The sequence below is a fragment of the Kocuria sp. CPCC 205263 genome (assembly GCF_040981075.1).
In the GTDB taxonomy this organism is placed as follows: Bacteria; Actinomycetota; Actinomycetes; order Actinomycetales; family Micrococcaceae; genus Kocuria; species Kocuria rosea.
The window spans coordinates 24,301-40,782 of record NZ_JAVKPV010000013.1 but is presented as its reverse complement, the minus strand read 5'-3'; the positions used below and the strand labels follow the sequence as shown (position 1 = coordinate 40,782).

13 protein-coding genes, 1 tRNA gene and 1 pseudogene are annotated in these 16,482 nt (G+C 73.4%); 5 read left to right on the top strand and 10 right to left on the bottom strand.

Annotation, left to right across the window (positions count from 1 at the left end; all coding sequences use genetic code 11):
* Window positions 1–28: 28 nt before the first annotated feature.
* The 5 genes from RF647_RS16430 to RF647_RS16410 are packed head-to-tail and all read right to left on the bottom strand — an operon-like array spanning window position 29 to window position 5,703.
* Window positions 29–1,168, bottom strand: coding sequence for an ABC transporter ATP-binding protein (locus tag RF647_RS16430; RefSeq protein WP_368812675.1), 1,140 nt, complete (start codon window positions 1,166–1,168; stop codon window positions 29–31).
* Entirely contained in the window at window positions 1,165–2,247 is a 1,083-nt protein-coding gene (locus RF647_RS16425) for an ABC transporter ATP-binding protein (protein WP_368812674.1), read from the bottom strand. Before RF647_RS16425 ends, RF647_RS16430 begins: the two co-directional genes overlap by 4 nt.
* The gene (locus tag RF647_RS16420; protein WP_368812673.1) at window positions 2,247–3,215 is read right to left on the bottom strand and encodes an ABC transporter permease; all 969 of its coding nucleotides are present in this window, start codon (window positions 3,213–3,215) and stop codon (window positions 2,247–2,249) included. Before RF647_RS16420 ends, RF647_RS16425 begins: the two co-directional genes overlap by 1 nt.
* The gene (locus RF647_RS16415) at window positions 3,212–4,168 is read right to left on the bottom strand and encodes an ABC transporter permease (RefSeq protein ID WP_368812672.1); all 957 of its coding nucleotides are present in this window, start codon (window positions 4,166–4,168) and stop codon (window positions 3,212–3,214) included. The genes RF647_RS16420 and RF647_RS16415 overlap by 4 nt, the downstream gene beginning before the upstream one ends.
* On the bottom strand, window positions 4,165–5,703 hold the full coding sequence (locus tag RF647_RS16410) for an ABC transporter substrate-binding protein (protein ID WP_368812671.1): 1,539 nt from the start codon (window positions 5,701–5,703) through the stop codon (window positions 4,165–4,167). Before RF647_RS16410 ends, RF647_RS16415 begins: the two co-directional genes overlap by 4 nt.
* Before the next feature lie 242 nt (window positions 5,704–5,945).
* Here RF647_RS16410 and RF647_RS16405 point away from each other — a divergent pair, with 242 nt between their 5' ends.
* Both RF647_RS16405 and RF647_RS16400 read left to right on the top strand, forming a co-directional pair.
* Window positions 5,946–6,671 carry a DUF1028 domain-containing protein gene (locus tag RF647_RS16405; RefSeq protein ID WP_368812670.1) on the top strand — a complete coding sequence of 242 codons (726 nt, stop codon included), beginning with the start codon at window positions 5,946–5,948 and terminating at the stop codon, window positions 6,669–6,671.
* Window positions 6,672–6,718: 47 nt separating this feature from the next.
* Window positions 6,719–7,918: a CapA family protein gene (locus RF647_RS16400; RefSeq protein WP_368812669.1), complete on the top strand. Its 1,200-nt coding sequence runs from the start codon at window positions 6,719–6,721 to the stop codon at window positions 7,916–7,918.
* A 3-nt stretch (window positions 7,919–7,921) separates the two neighbouring features.
* Here RF647_RS16400 and RF647_RS16395 read toward each other — a convergent pair whose 3' ends face one another.
* From RF647_RS16395 to serA, 3 genes are all read right to left on the bottom strand, one after another.
* Entirely contained in the window at window positions 7,922–8,809 is an 888-nt protein-coding gene (locus RF647_RS16395; RefSeq protein WP_368812668.1) for an endonuclease/exonuclease/phosphatase family protein, read from the bottom strand.
* Window positions 8,810–8,966: 157 nt separating this feature from the next.
* A complete protein-coding gene (locus tag RF647_RS16390) occupies window positions 8,967–11,978 on the bottom strand; it encodes a glycosyl hydrolase family 65 protein (protein WP_368812667.1) in 3,012 nt (1,003 codons plus the stop codon).
* Between the two features lie 50 nt (window positions 11,979–12,028).
* Window positions 12,029–13,225 (bottom strand): phosphoglycerate dehydrogenase, encoded by a 1,197-nt coding sequence (serA, locus tag RF647_RS16385; RefSeq protein WP_368812666.1) that lies wholly within the window; start codon window positions 13,223–13,225, stop codon window positions 12,029–12,031.
* Between the two features lie 274 nt (window positions 13,226–13,499).
* Between serA and RF647_RS16380 the strand changes: the two genes are divergently transcribed.
* Together RF647_RS16380 and RF647_RS16375 are read left to right on the top strand one after the other, a co-directional pair.
* The gene (locus RF647_RS16380; protein ID WP_368812665.1) at window positions 13,500–13,805 is read left to right on the top strand and encodes a hypothetical protein; all 306 of its coding nucleotides are present in this window, start codon (window positions 13,500–13,502) and stop codon (window positions 13,803–13,805) included.
* A 30-nt stretch (window positions 13,806–13,835) separates the two neighbouring features.
* A pseudogene (locus tag RF647_RS16375) lies at window positions 13,836–14,084 on the top strand (M14 family zinc carboxypeptidase); the annotation flags it as partial.
* 342 nt (window positions 14,085–14,426) lie between these two features.
* Here the strand turns inward: RF647_RS16375 and RF647_RS16370 are convergent.
* Window positions 14,427–14,513, bottom strand: a tRNA-Leu gene (locus tag RF647_RS16370).
* Window positions 14,514–14,660: 147 nt separating this feature from the next.
* Here RF647_RS16370 and RF647_RS16365 point away from each other — a divergent pair.
* Window positions 14,661–15,518 (top strand): formate/nitrite transporter family protein, encoded by an 858-nt coding sequence (locus RF647_RS16365; RefSeq protein WP_368812664.1) that lies wholly within the window; start codon window positions 14,661–14,663, stop codon window positions 15,516–15,518.
* Between the two features lie 3 nt (window positions 15,519–15,521).
* Here RF647_RS16365 and RF647_RS16360 read toward each other — a convergent pair whose 3' ends face one another.
* Window positions 15,522–16,304, bottom strand: coding sequence for a metal-dependent hydrolase (locus RF647_RS16360; protein ID WP_109222273.1), 783 nt, complete (start codon window positions 16,302–16,304; stop codon window positions 15,522–15,524).
* Window positions 16,305–16,482: the final 178 nt, after the last annotated feature.

Sequence of the window (16,482 nt, the reverse complement as noted above, 5' to 3'; positions counted from 1 at the left end):
CCGGACGGCGCCCCGGGCGGGACCCGGCTCAGGAACCGGGACCCGCCCAGGGCGCCCGCCGGGACGAGGACGGCGGTGCCGTGATCCCGGGCCCGTCGGGGGTGGCGGAGTCCTCCGGCCGCGAGACCCCGCGCGTGGACGCCTGCACCTCCGGCAGCCGGATGCAGGCGGCGAGGTGTGCCCGGCTGGCACGCCGCGGGCCGGTGGGCGGGGTCCCCGGGGCGCCCGGCGGCGGGACGGGCGCGGGCACCGTCCGCGCGCACTCCTCGGCCGCCCACGGGCACCTCGTGCGGAACACGCAGCCGGACGGCGGGTCGAGGGGGGAGGGCACCTCGCCCTCGAGCGGGGCGGTCCTGCGGCGGCGCTCCGCCACCGGGTCCGCGGACGGGGCCGAGGCGAGCAGCGCCCTGGTGTACGGGTGGGCGGGGGCGTCGAAGACGTCCCGCACGCCGCCGTCCTCCATGAGCCGGCCGAGGTACATCACGAGGACGTGGTCGCTCATGTGCTCCACGACCGCGAGGTCGTGGGCGATGAACAGGTAGGTGAGCCCCAGCTCGTCCTGCAGCCGGTTGAGCAGGTTCATGATCTGCGCCTGGACGGAGACGTCCAGGGACGCGGTTGCCTCGTCGAGGACGATGAGGTCCGGCTCGCCCGCGAGCGCCCGGGCGATGGACACGCGCTGGCGCTGCCCGCCCGAGAGCTCGTGCGGGTACCGGTCGAGGAAGCGGCGCGAGAGGCCCACCTGCTCGAACAGCTCCGCCACCCGGCGGCGGCGCCCGTCCCGGTCCCCGCCGAGGCCGTGCACCTCGAGGGGCTCCGCCACGGCGCGGGAGACGTGCTGGCGGGGGTCCAGGGACGCGAAGGGGTCCTGGAAGACCATGGCCATCCGCCGGCGCAGGGCCTTGAGCTCCCGGCCCCGCACCGAGGTGACGTCCCGGCCGTCGAGCAGCACGGTCCCCGCGCTGGGCTCCACCAGGTGCATCAGCGCGTTGGCCACCGTGGACTTCCCGGAGCCGGACTCGCCGACCAGGGACACCGTCTGCCCCCGGTGGATGTCGAAGTCGATCCCGGCCACGGCCTGCACCACGCCCTTGCCGCGGTCGGTGCGGACGGGGAAGCGGACCTGGAGGTCCCGCACGCTCAGCAGCGGCCGGTGGTCGCCGGTCATCGGGAGCCTCCTCGCCGGCCGGCGCCGGCCGCGCCGGTGCTCGCCACGCCGGTGCTCGCCGCGTCGGCGCCGGCTGCGCCCCCGCCGTAGAAGGTGCGGGCGACGTGGTCCGGTCCCACCACGGTCTCCGGCGGGCGCTCGGTCTCGCAGCGGGGGTCGCCGCGGACGGGGCAGCGGTCCCAGAACAGGCAGCCCGGGGGCAGGTGCTTCGGGTCCGGCGGGCTGCCGGGGATCACGGCGAGCTCGCCCTTGCCGCGGGCCGTCTGCGGCCGGGCGGCCATGAGCCCCCGGGTGTAGGGGTGGCGGGGGTCGGTGAAGAGCTCCTCGAGGGGAGCGGACTCGACGATCTGCCCGCCGTAGAGCACGGCCACCCGGTCCGCGATCCCCGAGACCACGCCGAGGTCGTGGCTGATCCAGATCACGCTCATGCCCCGGGAGGCCTGCAGTTCCTTGACCCGCTCGAGGATCTGGGCCTGCGTCGTGACGTCGAGCGCGGTGGTGGGCTCGTCCGCCACGAGCAGCTCGGGGTCGCAGGCCAGGGCCACGGCGATCATCACGCGCTGCTTCATCCCGCCCGAGAGCTGGTGGGGGTAGGAGGAGAGGCGGGACGGCGGGTCGGGGATGCCGACCGCCTCGAGCAGCTCGAGCGCCCGGCGCCGGGCGTCGCGGCGGGTGAGGCCGAGGTGGAAGCGCGGTGCCTCCGTGAGCTGCTGCTCGACGGTCAGCACCGGGTTCAGGGACGTGGAGGGGTCCTGGAAGATGAAGCCGACCCGCCTGCCGTGGACGCCGCGCAGCCGCCGGGGGCTCATCGTCACGATGTCCTGACCGTCCAGCAGGGACTGCCCGCTGACCCGGGCGGGCGGGGAGTCGATCAGCCCGGTGGCCGCGAGCACCGTCATGGACTTGCCGGACCCGGACTCGCCCACGATGCCCAGGGTCCCGCCCCGGGGGACGGTGAAGGACACGCCGTTGACGATCTCCGCGGGGCCGATCCGGACGGCGAGGTCCCGCACGTCGAGCAGCACGTCCCGGTCGGCGGGCGCCGGGGCGGCGGGTCGGTGGGGCTCGGTCGTGCGCATCAGGCGCTCCTCCGGATCTCGTCGGCGGTCCGCTGCCGCGGGTCGAGGACGTCGCGCATGCCGTCGCCCACGAGGTTGAACGCCAGCACGGTGCAGAAGATGGCCAGGCCCGGGAACACGCTCATCCACCAGGCGTCGTAGATGAAGGCCTGGGCGTCGTAGAGCATCCGTCCCCACGAGGGCTCGGGCGGCTGGACGCCGAGCCCCAGGAAGGACAGCGCCGCCTCGGAGAGGATCGCGAAGGCCAGCGAGAGGGAGGTCTGCACGGTGATGGGCCCCATGATGTTCGGCAGCACGTGGCGGCGCAGGATGAGGCCGTCGGACGCGCCGATGGACCGGGAAGCCGTGACGTAGAGCTCCTCGCGCACGGCCAGGGTGGAGGCCCGCGTGATGCGGGCGAAGATGGGGGTGTAGACCACCCCGATCGCGATCATCGCGGTGGTCAGCCCGGGGCCCAGGACGGCCACGATCGCCATGGCCAGCAGCAGGATGGGGAACGCGAAGAGCACGTCCGCGCTGCGCATGACGACGGTGTCGAGCCAGCCGCCGAAGAAGCCGGCCACGAGCCCCAGGGCCACGCCGACCACCAGGGCGATGCCCACGGCCACGAGCCCTACGGTCAGCGAGATCCGGGCGGAGAGCACCACGCGGGAGAACACGTCCCGGCCCAGCTCGTCGGTGCCGAACAGGTGCGCGCCCGAGGGCGGCTGCAGGGCGTTGACCACGTCGATGTCGTTCGCCCCGAAGGGGGCGATCCAGCGTCCGAGCACGGCGAGCAGGAGGACGACGACGAGGATGACCAGCCCGGCGGCCGTGACCCGGTTCGAGACCAGCATCCGCAGGGTGCCGGTGCGGGCGGCCTCCTCCGGGGTCTCCGCCGGCTCGGCGGGCCGCGGGACGGGCCCGGTGCGGCCGTCGTCGGAGCCCGGGGCGCGGCGGTCGGGCGAGGGCGTCTCGGGGCTGCTCATGACACACGGATCCTCGGGTCGACGACGGCGTACAGGATGTCCACCAGCAGGTTGATCAGCAGGAAGATCAGGGCGATCAGCAGCACGGTACCCTGGACCACCGGGTAGTCGCGGGCCGCGACGGCGTCGAAGACCAGCCGGCCCAGGCCCGGCCACGCGAAGACCACCTCGATGACGATGAGACCGCCCAGCATCGTGGCGGCCTGGACGCCGGCCACCGTGAGGATCGGGACGAGCGCGTTGCGCATCACGTGCCGGCCGATGACCGTGCGGCGGGGCAGGCCCTTGGACCGGGCGGTGCGCACGTAGTTGGAGCCGGCGACGTCGAGCACCGCGGCGCGGACGTAGCGGGTCATGATCGACCCGGAGACCACGCCCACGGCGAGACCCGGCAGGATCACCCGCTGGAGCCAGCCCCACGGGTCCTCCGTGAAGGGCACGTACCCGGACGGCGGCAGCAGCCCGAGCATCGTCGAGAAGACGATGATCAGCATCAGGCCGAGCCAGAAGTCGGGGATCGACACGCCGAACTGGCTCACGGCGCGGATCCCGCCGTCCGCCGCGGAGCCGCGGCGCAGGGCGGCCCAGGTGCCGAGCGGGAACGCGATGAGCAGCGCGATCGTGATGCCGGCGAGGCCGAGGGACACCGTGGCCGGCAGCCGGTCCAGCAGGATGAGGGTGACCGGCTCGCCGCTGCGGAAGCTCACGCCGAGGTTCCCGGTGAGGGCGTTGCCGACGTAGGCGGAGAACTGCACGAGCAGGGGCCGGTCCAGGCCGGAGGCCTCGCGCAGGGCGTCGTAGGACTCCTGGGTGAAGCGCGTGCCGAGGGCCACCCGCACGGGGTCCCCGGGGACGAGCTGGAGCAGGGCGAAGACCACGACCAGCACGCCGAAGAGCACCACCACGGTGTGCAGCAGGCGCTTGACGAGGAATCTCAGGAGCGGGCTGCTCATTCGGTGTCCTCCTCGAGCCGGACGTCCTTGAACCGGACGGCGCGGTCCGGGCGGGCCTCGTAGCCCTGCAGGTCGGGGGTCCACGCCTGGACCACGTCGGGGTTGTACAGGTAGACGTAGCTGGCGTCGTCCACGATCTGCTCCGCCGCCCGGCCGTAGAGCTCCTTGCGGGCGTCCTGGTCGGTCTCGGTGCGCCCTGCGTCCAGGAGCCGGTCGACCTCGGGGTTGCTGTAGCCCTGGGCGTTGTTCGAGCCCTCGGAGTGGTGCTGGTTGTAGTAGTAGTCGTTGACGTCCACGTTGCCGAGCCAGCCCAGCAGGAGCATGTCGAAGTTCCCCTGGGCCTGCTCGTCGAGCCAGGTGGCGAAGTCGAGGGTCCGGATGTCGGTGGCCACCCCGATGTCGGCGAGGTTCGCGGCGATCACCTGGGCGGCCGTGACCGTCTCGGGGTACTCGTTGGTGACCATGAGCTCGACGGTCTCCCCGGTCAGCCCGGAGCTCTCCGCGAGCTCTCGGGCCCGCTCGGGGTCCTGCTCGAAGGGCGCGTACTCGTGGTGCCACACGGACGTCTCGGGGACCGCGGTCTGGTTCAGGGTCGCGTTGCCGTACCAGGTGACCTGGGCGATCGCCTCCCGGTCGATGGCCCGGGCCACGGCCAGGCGCGCGTCGAGGGAGTCGAAGGGCGGGCGGGCCTGGTTCATGGCCACGTACCAGTAGTCGGTCGAGGGGACCCCGGCGACCTCGAGGTCGGGGTTCCGCCGCAGCGAGTTCACCCGCTGCGGCGGGATGGAGTCGGTCCAGTGCACCTCGCCCGCGGTGAGGTCCGCGAGCGCCGTGGTGCCCTCCGAGATGAACCGGTAGACGACCCCCGGGACGTGGGGGCCGTCACCCCAGTACTCGTCGTTGGCCCGCAGCGTCACGGCCGTGCTCGCGGAGTTGCCCACCACCTCGAACGGGCCGGTGCCCACCGGGTCGAGCTGGACGTCCCCGCTCTCCACGTTCTGCCGCTCGACGACGGCCATGCCCTTGTACCCGCCGATCGCGGCGAGCAGGGCGGGCGTGGGCTGGGACACGTCGATGCGCACGGTGTGCTCGTCGACCGCCACCACGTCCTCGACGGCGGCCAGGCGGTAGGCGTTGGCCAGCTGCTCGTCGATGATCCGGTCGTAGGAGTACACGACGTCCTCGGCGGTGAACGCGGAGCCGTCGTGGAACGTGACGCCCTCCCGCAGGTGGAACGTCCAGGAGAGCTGGTCCTCGCTGACCTCCCAGGACTCGGCGAGGGCGGGCTGCATCTCGAGGTTCTCGTCGGGCTCCACCAGGGTGTCGTAGACGTTCTCGAGGATCTGGAAGGAGAAGTAGGCGCTCGTGTTGTGGGGGTCGAGCTGATCGGGCTCCCCGGCGATGGCCACCTCGAGGTAGCCGTCGGTGTCGACGTCCCCCGCCCCGGCCAGGTCCACGCCCTCGCCCGCCGAGCAGGCGCCCAGGGCGAGGCACACGGCGCTCCCCAGGGCGACGATCCGTGCTCCGCGTGCCATCCGCCGCCTCCCGGTGGTAGGAATGAGCCGTCCGCCCGGGAGCACCCGGCAGGTGCTCCGTGCGGCCGCCCTGCCGGTGCGCACCCGGTCGTGGGTGTCGTCCCACCCTATGCACCCGGGACGGCCCGCCACCAGCACCGCGGGCCCGGCGTGCCGGGGCGGAGGACGTCCCGCCCCGGTCCGCGCGGGGCATCCATCGACAACGAACCGGCCGGCACGGACGTGCCGGCCAGGAGGTGCTCGTGACCTACACCGTGATCGCCCGGAGCGCGGACTCCCGCCTGCTCGGCGCCGCCACGGCGAGCTGCTCGCTCGCCGTGGGCAACGCCGTGCCGGCCCTCGTGCCCACCGCCGGGGTGGTCGCCTCCCAGGCGTGGACCAACCGGCGGCTGCGCTTCGAGATGCTCCGCACCCTGCACCACGGGGGCACGGCCGAGGAGGCGATCGCGGCCCTGACCGACGCCGACCCGGAACTGGCGCTGCGACAGGTGGCCGTCCTGCCCGTGGCGGGGCCCGGCGCCCACCTCACCGGCAGCCTGTGCACGCCCTGGGCGGGGGGCGTGGCCGGGGCCGACTTCGTGGTGATCGGCAACTACCTGACCGGCCCGGAGGTCGTCGAGTCGATGCGCGCCGCGATGGACGAGGCGCTCACGGGGTCCGGGCCGACCAGCACCGAGATGGCCGGCGCGCTCCTGGCCTGCCTGCGCGCGGGCCGGGACGCGGGCGGGGACAGCCGGGGGCAGCAGAGCGCCGCGGTGCTCGTGGCCGACACGCTCGCGGGCTTCCAGTACCCCGTGCTGCTCGACGTCGACCTGCGGGCCGACAACTCGCCCACCCCGCTGGAGGACCTGGAGGAGATGCTCGCGCTGAAGGGCAGGGCCCACCCGGCGCCGGCCGAGGTGGTGCCCAGCACCGAGGTCCCGCACCGTCCCGAGGACGAGGGGCTCTGGTCGACGGTCCTGTCCTGACCTCCCGCGGGTGGGCGGCCCCCGCCGGGGTGGCCTACCCTCGGTCCATGAGCTCTCGTCGTGTCCTCCCGCCGGTGCGCCGCGGCCCCGCGGCGGGCCTGACAGCGGTCCTCCTGGCGGGAGCGACGGTCCTCGCCGGCTGCTCCCCGGAGCCGGCCGGGCCGCCGGCGAGCGCTCCGGACGGGACCGGGGCGCCGTCGTCGGCCCCCGCGGCGCCGGAGCCGGCCCCGGACCGGCTGGAGGTCGTGGTCACCGGCGACGTCCTGCTCCACCCGGGGCTGTGGGCGCAGGCCGAGGCGGACGGGGACGGGGAGCTGGACTTCGGCCCGCTCGTGGAGGGCCTGCGCCCGTTCACGGAGGGCGCCGGCCTCGCCGTCTGCAACATGGAGACCCCGCTCGCCGCGGCCGAGGGCCCCTTCTCCGGGTACCCCTCGTTCGAGGTGCCGCCGCAGATCGTCCCGGCGCTGGCGGACCTCGGCTACGACGCGTGCACCACGGCCTCGAACCATGCGGTGGACGCCGGCCCGGAGGGCCTCGAGCGGACCCTCGACGTCCTGGCGGACGCCGGGATCGCGACCACCGGCACGTACCGCGCCGCCGAGGACGCGCGGGAGCCGCTGGTCCTGGACGCGGACGGCGTGCGGGTGGGCCTGGTGACCGGCACCTACGGGCTCAACGGCAACGTCCCGGACGCCGCGTGGCGCGTGGACCTGCTGGACGTCCCCGAGATGGTCCGCAAGGCGCGCGCGGCCCGGGCGGCGGGGGCGGAGATCGTGCTGGCCGCCGTGCACGCCGGCGAGGAGTACTCCTCGGCGCCCGACCGGCAGCAGCTCGAGGTCACGCACGCGCTCGCCGACAGCGGGGAGTTCGACTTCGTCTACGGCCACCACACGCACTCGGTGCTGCCGATCGAGAAGCGCGGGGACACCTGGATCGTGCACGGCCTGGGCAACAGCGTCTCGGAGCACGCCACCCGGGTGCCGGTCAACAACGAGGGCCTGACGGTCAGCATGTCCTTCGCGCGCGAGGACGGGGAATGGGTGGCCGGGGACCCGGTGTGGACCCCGCACATCCTCACCCTGGACCCGATCCGGTGGTGCGCGCTGCCGGCCGAGGACGTCTGCCGCTCCCGCGAGGAGGACGCGGCGTCCCTGGCGCGCACCGCGCGGACCGTGGGGTCGATGGGGGCGGAGGCCGACGGCGCCCGCCCGTGGCGCCCGCTCACCCTCGGTCCCGCGGGACCGTAGCGCTCAGTCCTGGTCGAGAGTGACGAGCGCCTGCACCGGGGCGTGGTCGCTGGGGTGGCCCCCCGCGAAGCGGGCGGTGTTGATCGCGGCGCGGCGCACCCGGACGTCGGGGCCGGCCAGCACCCAGTCGATGCGCTCCTCGCCCTCCACGGCCTCGCCGTAGTCCGGGAAGGTGCCCCACGCGGGGGTGAGCCGTTCCTCGGCGGCCGTCCAGGTGTCGGCGAGCAGCCCGGAGCCCACGAGGGTCTCGTACGCCCCGGAGTCCCCCGCCTCCGCGTTGAAGTCCCCGGTGACCAGGGTGGGGGTGTTCGGGTGGAAGCTGTGCACGAGCTCGACCAGGGCCTCCGCGCTGCGGTCCCGGGCGGTCTCGGAGTCGTGGTCGAAGTGGGTGTTGACGAGCACGAGGTCGGTGCCGGTGCCGCGGTCCAGGAAGCGGCCCCAGGTGACGATGCGCGGGATGTCGTTGCCCCAGGTGGTGGAGCCGATGAGCTCCGGGGTGCCGGAGAGCCAGAACTGGTCCCACTCCACCAGCTCCAGGCGCCGGGCGTCGTAGAAGATCGCGGAGTACTCGCCCTTGCTGCCACCGGCGCGCCCGTAGCCGACCATCCGGTAGCCGGCGGGCAGCGCCCGCTCCACCGCCGGCAGCTGGTGGTGGAGGGCCTCCTGCACCCCGAGCAGCGTGGGCTGCTCGAGCTGCAGCAGCCGCGCCAGCCGGGGCGCGCGGTCGGGCCAGTGGTCCGGGTTCCCGGCGTGCGTGCCGCCGTGGTGGAAGCGGATGTTGTAACTCATCACGTGCAGGGCGCGGCCCGTGGCGGGACCGATGAGCGGCACCGCGGGATCGGCGACGCCGGGGGTCGTGGAACGGTCGAGAAGGACGGTGTCTGAGGACATCACTGCTCCAGGGTGGGGGAGTGCGGGGGCGTCGTCGTCCCATGGTGGACCGGGCGGCCCGACCACGGTGCCACCGAGGGGGAACCCCCGGTGATCATCCGGTGAACTCGTGGGGTCCTCCACGGGGACCGCGGCCCCGTGGCCGGCGGTGCACGGCTCAGGCATCGGGCACCGCCACGGGGAAGTGCCGGATCTGCCCGGCGGCGAGCTCGTGGACCTCGCCGTCGACGTTCACGCGCACGGGCTCGGCGGGGCCGGGGGCGAGGTAGAGCCGCAGCCCGGCGCGGGTGACCTCGACCTGGATGGGCTGGTCCCGGTAGCTGATCGAGAAGGACACCTTGGGCAGCTGCGGGGGGATCGCCGGGTGCAGCCACAGCATGTCGTCCCGGACCTCCAGGCCCGTGTAGCAGCGGGTGAGGATGTCCACGGAGCCGGCCATGGCCCCCAGGTGCACCCCTTCGCGGACCGTGTCCCCCTGGGCGTCCACGAGGTCGCTGTTGAGCGCCCGGGTGAGGAAGGACCAGGAGCTGGGGCGGTCCCGGCGGGCCTCGACCCAGGAGTGCACCACGTTGGAGAGCGTGGACCCGTGCGAGGAGCGGTCGCAGTAGAAGGCGACGGTGGCCCGGACCGCCTCCGCCGGGAAGTCGTAGCCCATCTGCCCCAGCAGCTCCCGCAGCTCCTCCGCGGAGAACAGGTACAGCAGCATCAGGACGTCGGCCTGCTTGGCCAGCCGGTAGTCGTTCGTGGAGCGCCCCTCGGCGTTGAGGATGAGGTCGAGGCGTCCGATGTAGCCGTAGCGGGCCCGGTAGTCCTCCCAGGCGAGCTCCGGCAGCTCCTCGTAGCCCTCGAACTGGGCGAGGACGCCGCCGGCCAGGAACGGCACCCGCAGCCGGGTGCGGACCCGCTCCCAGCGGGCCACCTCGTCCTCCCACAGGCCCAGGCGCCGCCACAGGGGCCCGCCGTAGTCCTGGCCGAGACGCTCGACCATCTCGACCGCCCGCGCGAGCAGCCACGCCGTCATGACATTGGTGTAGGCGTTGTTGCGCAGCCCCGAGCCCGGCGCGCCCGGGGCGCCGTCGTGGAACTCGTCCGGGCCCATCACCCCGGTGATCACGTACCGGTCGTCCTCGGGGTCGTGCACCGCGAGGCTCGAGAAGAACCGGGCGATCTCCACCACGAGCTCCGCGCCCTGCTCGATCAGGAAGCGGGTGTCGCCCGTGGCCTGGTAGTACTGCCACACGCTGTGCGCGACCGCCAGCCCCACGTGGCGCTGCAGCCGCGAGTGGTCCGGGATCCACCGGCCGGTGCGGGGGTTGAACAGCGCCCGCGGGGTCTCCTCGCGGCCGTCGCTGCCGCTCTGCCACGGGAACATGGCCCCCTCGTGGCCGGCCGCGCGGGCCGCCGCCCGCGCCTCGGGCAGGCGCCGGTACCGGTAGGCCAGCAGCGCCCGGGTCCACTCGGGCCGGCGGAGGGTGAGCATGGGGTAGACGAACATCTCGTCCCAGAACACGTGGCCGCGGTAGCCCTCGCCGTGCAGCCCGCGGGGCGGGACGCCGGCGTCCAGGTCCGGGTGCGCGGCCGCCACCGACTGCAGGACGTGGAAGGTGTTGAGGTTCACGGCCAGGCCCTGCTGGCCGCCGGCGTCGGTGGCCACGGCGAAGGCGGACCACAGGGCCTGCCACGCGACCACGTGGGCGGAGAGCAGCTCGTCGAAGCCGCCCGCCCGCTCCAGCAGCGCGGACGCGGCGTGCGCGGGCGTGGCGATCGCCCGGTCCTGCGAGGTCACGAGGGCCACCACCTTCTCGACCCGCACGGCCCGCCCCGGGTCCATCCGCAGCCGCAGCTCGTGGCCCACCACGCCGGGCGCGGGCCGGGACGGGACCCGGGAGAGCAGCCGGTCCTCCGCGCCGCTGCGGAGCACCCGGGTGCGGGCGGCCACGGCGATCCGGACGCCGGACCAGGACGTGGCCACCTCGACCCGTGCGGTCCCGTGGCCCAGGTCCTCGAGCCGGGCGTCGGCCAGGTGCCGGCCGGCCAGGGCGGCGTGCTCCGCGACGTTGCGGTTGCGGACGTCGGCGTCCACGAGGCTGCGCACGGTCAGGGTCCCGCTCCAGTCCTCGGCCTCGAAGACCGTCTCCTGCCCCGCCAGGTGGCGCTGGTCCTGGGAGACGAACCGGCGGGTGGTCACGCGGGTGGTGCGCCCGGCCTCGTCCCGGAAGCGCAGGGTGCGGGTCAGCACCCCGGTGCGCAGGTCGAGGTCCTGGTGGTTCTCCAGCACGTTGTCCGGGGTGGGCTCGAACCAGTAGCCGTCCTGGACGCGGTACTGCACCAGCAGCCAGTTGGGGGCGTTCACGAGGTCCTCGTGCTCCAGGACGAGACCGGCGGCCTCGGAGCGCAGCCGGTTGTAGACGCCCGCGAGGTAGGTGCCGGGGTAGTGCGTGCCGTCGGCCCGGGACTCGCTCGCGGCGCCGCGCACGGCCATGTACCCGTTGCCGAGGGTGCACAGCGACTCCCGCATCCCCTCGCGCGGCCGGTCGAGGCTGGCGTAGGTCAGGTTCCACGGGCTGCCCCCGCCGCAGCCGCCGGCCCAGTCGGAGTCCTCCAGGGCGGTGGCGACCGGGATGTCGAGGTCCGTGAGGTCGTCCACCACGAGGTGGGCGCCGGCGGCGAGCAGCCGCCCCCGCCGGCCCGCGCCGTCGAGCCCCACGACGAGCCCGAAGCCATGGGTCACGGCGGTCCGCACCAGGCGGTCGCTGTCGCTGACCACCACGATGTGCTCGGGCTCCACCGCCAGCCGGCGGGAGGCGAGCAGCAGAGAGGCGGCTGGCGGGTGCCGGTCCGGCCCGTCCCGCCCCGCGGCGCCGTCCCGCGGCGGATCGGCCGCCACCACGATGTCCGCCGGCGGTCCCGCGCCCAGCTCCGGGTGGGTGGTGACCAGGGCGGTGAGCACGCCCTCGGCGCGCAGGCGGGCGAAGAGCTCCGTGGCCCCCGCCTCGTGGCGCGGGTGCAGGACTGCCCCGCCGGGGCGTATCGGGATCGGGGCGGCGTCGTCGCCGGCGCGGGCGGTGTCGTCGGGGCCCGGTGCGGCCCCCGCCGGTGCGATGGCGAGCACCACCGCTCCGTAGGTGCTCCTGCCGTGGACGGCAGGCTGCTCCAGGACGCCGCTCATGCGGTCATTGTGCCACCTGCCTCCGTCAGGTGCTGGAGGCGGGCGGGGCGTCAGTTGATGGTGCTGAGGCGGATGGTCTCGGGCAGCCCCAGGATCTGCTCGATGACCTCCCGGGTCACGCCGTTGCCGGCGTCCGTGACGAGGTAGCCGGTGTCCCCGCGGGTGGACAGCTGCTGGCGGTCGATGTTGATGCCGTGGTCGCCGAGCACGCTGTTGACGGTCGCCAGCACGCCCGGGACGTTGCGGTGCAGGTGCAGGATGCGGGTGCCGTTGACGGCGGTGTCCAGCTGGACCTGCGGCATGTTCACCGACAGGGTCGTGGAGCCCGAGGTCGCGAAGGACGAGAGCTTCCCGGCCACGAACCGCCCGATGTCCACCTGCGCCTCCTGCGTGGAGCCGCCGATGTGCGGGGTGAGGATCACGTTGGGCAGGCCCTGCAGCACAGAGGTGAACGGGTCCCCGGCCACCTTGGGCTCGTTGGGGAAGACGTCCACCGAGGCGCCGGCGATGTGCCCGCTGACCAGGGCGTCGCGCAGCGCGTTGTAGTCGACCACCATGCCGCGGCAAAGGTTCAGGAACAGGGACCGGGGACGCATCCGCTCGAACTGCTCCCGGCCGAAGAGGTTGTTGTTGCTGGTGCGCCCGTCCACGTGCAGCGAGACGGTCTCGACCCGTTCCAGCAGCTCCTCCAGCGTGTCGCAGCGCTGGGCGTTGCCCAGGGGCAGGCGGTCCACCACGTCGTAGAAGTAGACTCGCATGCCGAGGGTCTCGGCGAGCACGGACAGCTGGGAGCCGATGTTGCCGTAGCCCACGATGCCGATGGTGCGGCCGCGCACCTCGTGGGCGCCCTCGGCGGACTTGTCCCACACGCCCTCGTGCATGCCCCTGTTCTTGTCCGTGAGGTGCCGGGCCATCGAGATGATCTCGGCGATCGCGAGCTCCACCACGGACCGGGTGTTGGAGTAGGGGGCGTTGAAGCACGTCACGGCGTGCTCGGTGGCGGCCGCCAGGTCGATCTGGTTCGTGCCGATGCAGAAGGCGCCCACGGACAGCAGCTGCGGGTGGGCCTCGAACACCTCCCGGGTCACCTGGGTCTTCGACCGGATACCGAGCAGCTCGACGCCCTCGAGGGCGTCGACGAGCTCTCCGGTGTCGAGGGCGCCCTTGCGGGTCTCGACCTCGATGCCCTTCTCGGACAGGATACGTTCGGCCTCGGGGTGGACGTTCTCCAGGAGCAGTGCTTTCACAGTCGCCCAGTCTATGGCCACGGCGCAGGGGGCCGCGACGCCGGGCGTCACCCCGCGGCCGATGTGGCCCGGATCACCAGGCTCCGTGGGGGGCCGGCCTGCGCGGAGCCCGTGGACGTTCCGCCGGCGGACGCAGGTCTGCCGAGCAGTACTTCCACTGTTGCGGGCCGGCCGATGACGGACGTGGGCCATCGCGAATAGCATCGCGAGCACCCCCTCAGGCGCGCCCCCCCGGGCCGCACCGGCAACCCCCACCCCCCCAGGGGGACAGCACATGATCCCTCAGCACCGCGGCCCCGCGACCGCACGCCCCTCGGACCGCCCGCGCTGCCGGCGCCGGACCGCGGCGGCGCTCGCGCTCGCCGTCGCCCTTCCCCTCGGTGCCGCCGCACCTGCCGCCGCGGACGCGAACTTCCCCGCCACGGAGGGGAGGACCAGCATCTCGAGCAACCTGACCCCCGACGACGTGGTGCGGGAGCTGCAGAAGCTGGAGCGGACCAGCCGCCACGGTGTCGACGCCTTCATCCTCGCCGAGGCCGGCATGGAGGTGAGCACCTCCGAGCAGAGCCGGGACCTGTAGGTCGCGACCGTCGGCTCGGGGCCGGAGCACGTGTGGCTCCAGGGCCGGATCCATGGCAACGAGCCCTACGGCACCGACGCCCTGCTGAGCCTGCTCAAGGAGCTCGGCACCAACGGCTCGTCCGAGTACGACCTGCTGCGCTCGACGTTCACCTTCCACATCATCCCCATGTACAACCCGGACGGCGCCGAGGCCAACATCCGGCACACCGTCCTGTGGGACGAGGTCCCCGGCGCGCCGGAGGGCGGGACGCCGCAGCGCATCGACCTCAACCGCGACTGGACGGCCGAGGGCTTCACGGCCGACGAGTCCCGCGCCTTCTCCGAGTACTGGACGACGGTCGACCCGGCCTGGGGCGTGGACATCCACCACCGGGGCCTCAAGACGCAGTACGGGACCGGCGACGACGTCACCCTGTCCTTGGGCATCTTCCTCGCTCCCGGCGGACCGACCCTGCCGGGGCTCGAGGGCGGGGCCTACGACCGGCTCACCCGGCAGTTGAATGTGCACGTCTACGACGAGCTCTCGAAGTATGGCTCCATCAACATCGACCGCTACCAGGTCCGGGGGCATCACAAAAGGCGAAGCGGGACATCCGTCGGATGTCCCGCTTCGCCTGTGTGGTGCGCGAGGGGGGAGTTGAACCCCCACGCCCTTTCGGGCACACGGACCTGAACCGTGCGCGTCTGCCTATTCCGCCACTCGCGCTCGTGGATCACAGCGGCGGACCGCTGTGGGCAACGACGACAATCCTACCCACAGTCGCCCCCGTTGGCCAATCGTGGTCTCCGGCCTGCCGTCAGTAGGCTTGCCGTATCCCGGACAGGGATCGACGAGGGCACACAGGGGGCACGGATGGAACCCGACAGGGAGAATCTCGAGGAGAAGCGCAAGGAGCTGGGCAGGACGGACGAGCCGCTCGAGGACGAGCTGGTCGAGGAGTTCGAGAACACGGTCACCGAGGGCGCGGAACGCCTGACCCGCACGTGGCGGGCGATGACCATCACCGGGCTCTTCGGGGGCATCGACGTGGGGGTGGGCATCCTCGCCTACCTGGCGGTCAAGGAGGCCACCGGATCGGACCTGCTGGCCGGCGCGGCGTTCGGCTTCGGGCTGCTCGCGCTCCAGCTCGCCCACTCGGAGCTGTTCACGGAGAACTTCCTGGTGCCCATCTACGCCGTCGTCTCCCGGCACAGCACCTGGTGGCAGCTGGTGCGCTTCTGGACGGTGACCCTGCTGACCAACCTCCTGGGCGGATGGCTGTTCACCTGGTTGATCGTGGCGGGGTTCCCGCAGTTCCACGACGTCCTGGAGGAGTCGGCGACCAAGTACCTCGAGGGGGGCTTGACGGTGGAGTCGGCCGCTCTGGCGCTGCTGGCCGGCAGCACCATCACGCTCGGGACGCGGATGAGCCAGGGATCCAGCAACGAGGTGGTGCACACCGCCATCGCGCTCATCGACGGCCTGCTGGTCGTCGGGCTGGGCATGCTGCACGGAGCGCTGAACTCGGCGGTCATCTTCGGGGCGATGCACGCGGGCGCCGACATCTCCTACACGGAGTGGCTGGTGTGGATGCTGTGGGTCATCCCGCTGAACATGGCGGGCGGGCTCGTCATCATCACGATGCCGCGGCTCATCCGCACGCTCGAGCTGATCAAGAAGGAGCGCGGGCAGCAGGACCGCGAGCACGCCGCCGACGGGCGGGTGGTCTGAGGCTCAGGCGACCACGAGCCCGGTGGTCAGGGCGAAGGCCCCCCACAGGCCCGTCAGGGCGAAGAGGGTGATCGGGGCGAGCAGCGCGATCTCCGCGGCCGAGCCGGCGTTGCCGATCAGCGGCACCGTGAGGAAGGACCGGTTCTTGTACACCGATCGGGGCAGCGGCAGCGGCATCCGCAGCGGGTAGAGCAGGTGGATACCGCGCGTGGTCACCAGGTCCCCTGCCAGGTGGGCGACCACCCCCGTGGCCACGGCCGCGGCGAACCACCACTCGTGGGCGGGCGGGTGCAGCCCCACCAGGACGCCCAGCCCGATCCCCACGACCCAGTTGAGCTTCGCGACCCGGTCCGGCACGAAGGCGAGCACCTGCACCGCGAAGGCGATGAGGAGCACGGACATCACCGCGGCGAGCGGCCACACCCAGCCGAGGCCCTCGACCGGGATCCCGATCTTCTGCGCCGCGGCGGCCAGGCCGGTGAACACCGCCACGCCCAGCACGGAGTGGGTGCCGCGCCGGTGCCCGCCCGAGAGCCGGCAGATCCCGCGGGCCAACCAGGTGGACAGCGGGCGCAGGGACCGGGCCACGGTCCCGTCCGGGTGGTCGAGGTCCGGCAGCAGCGCCGCCCCGGCGGTGACGAGCGCCCCGGTGAGCACACCGGTGTCGCCGACGTCCAGGACGCCCCAGCCGATCGGGACGGTGAGGTCCTGGAGGTGCAGCTGGTAGTCGGCGGTCAGCGCCACCCACGCGGCCGCCCCGCAGGCCGCATGACTCGGTCCCATCATGAGAGTGACGTCCTCCTCGGATTCCCGGTTGCGGCGGGCCGGTCGGCCCCACCAGCGGAAACACTAGGGTCCGGGCCGGACAGCACAACGGGACGCCCGTGCGGCGGGCCTCCTCCGGCGGCACCGGCCCCGCCGCGGGCCCTGCTCGGGGCCGTCCGCGGCGCCCGTCCCGTGCGGT

Coding starts and splice junctions, on each gene's coding strand:
- RF647_RS16430 (WP_368812675.1), bottom strand. CDS start 1,168: ATGACCGGCGACCACCGGCCGCTGCTGAGCGTGCGGGACCTCCAGGTC.
- RF647_RS16425 (WP_368812674.1), bottom strand. CDS start 2,247: ATGCGCACGACCGAGCCCCACCGACCCGCCGCCCCGGCGCCCGCCGAC.
- RF647_RS16420 (WP_368812673.1), bottom strand. CDS start 3,215: ATGAGCAGCCCCGAGACGCCCTCGCCCGACCGCCGCGCCCCGGGCTCC.
- RF647_RS16415 (WP_368812672.1), bottom strand. CDS start 4,168: ATGAGCAGCCCGCTCCTGAGATTCCTCGTCAAGCGCCTGCTGCACACC.
- RF647_RS16410 (WP_368812671.1), bottom strand. CDS start 5,703: ATGGCACGCGGAGCACGGATCGTCGCCCTGGGGAGCGCCGTGTGCCTC.
- RF647_RS16400 (WP_368812669.1), top strand. CDS start 6,719: ATGAGCTCTCGTCGTGTCCTCCCGCCGGTGCGCCGCGGCCCCGCGGCG.
- RF647_RS16395 (WP_368812668.1), bottom strand. CDS start 8,809: ATGTCCTCAGACACCGTCCTTCTCGACCGTTCCACGACCCCCGGCGTC.
- RF647_RS16390 (WP_368812667.1), bottom strand. CDS start 11,978: ATGAGCGGCGTCCTGGAGCAGCCTGCCGTCCACGGCAGGAGCACCTAC.
- RF647_RS16380 (WP_368812665.1), top strand. CDS start 13,500: ATGATCCCTCAGCACCGCGGCCCCGCGACCGCACGCCCCTCGGACCGC.
- RF647_RS16365 (WP_368812664.1), top strand. CDS start 14,661: ATGGAACCCGACAGGGAGAATCTCGAGGAGAAGCGCAAGGAGCTGGGC.
- RF647_RS16360 (WP_109222273.1), bottom strand. CDS start 16,304: ATGATGGGACCGAGTCATGCGGCCTGCGGGGCGGCCGCGTGGGTGGCG.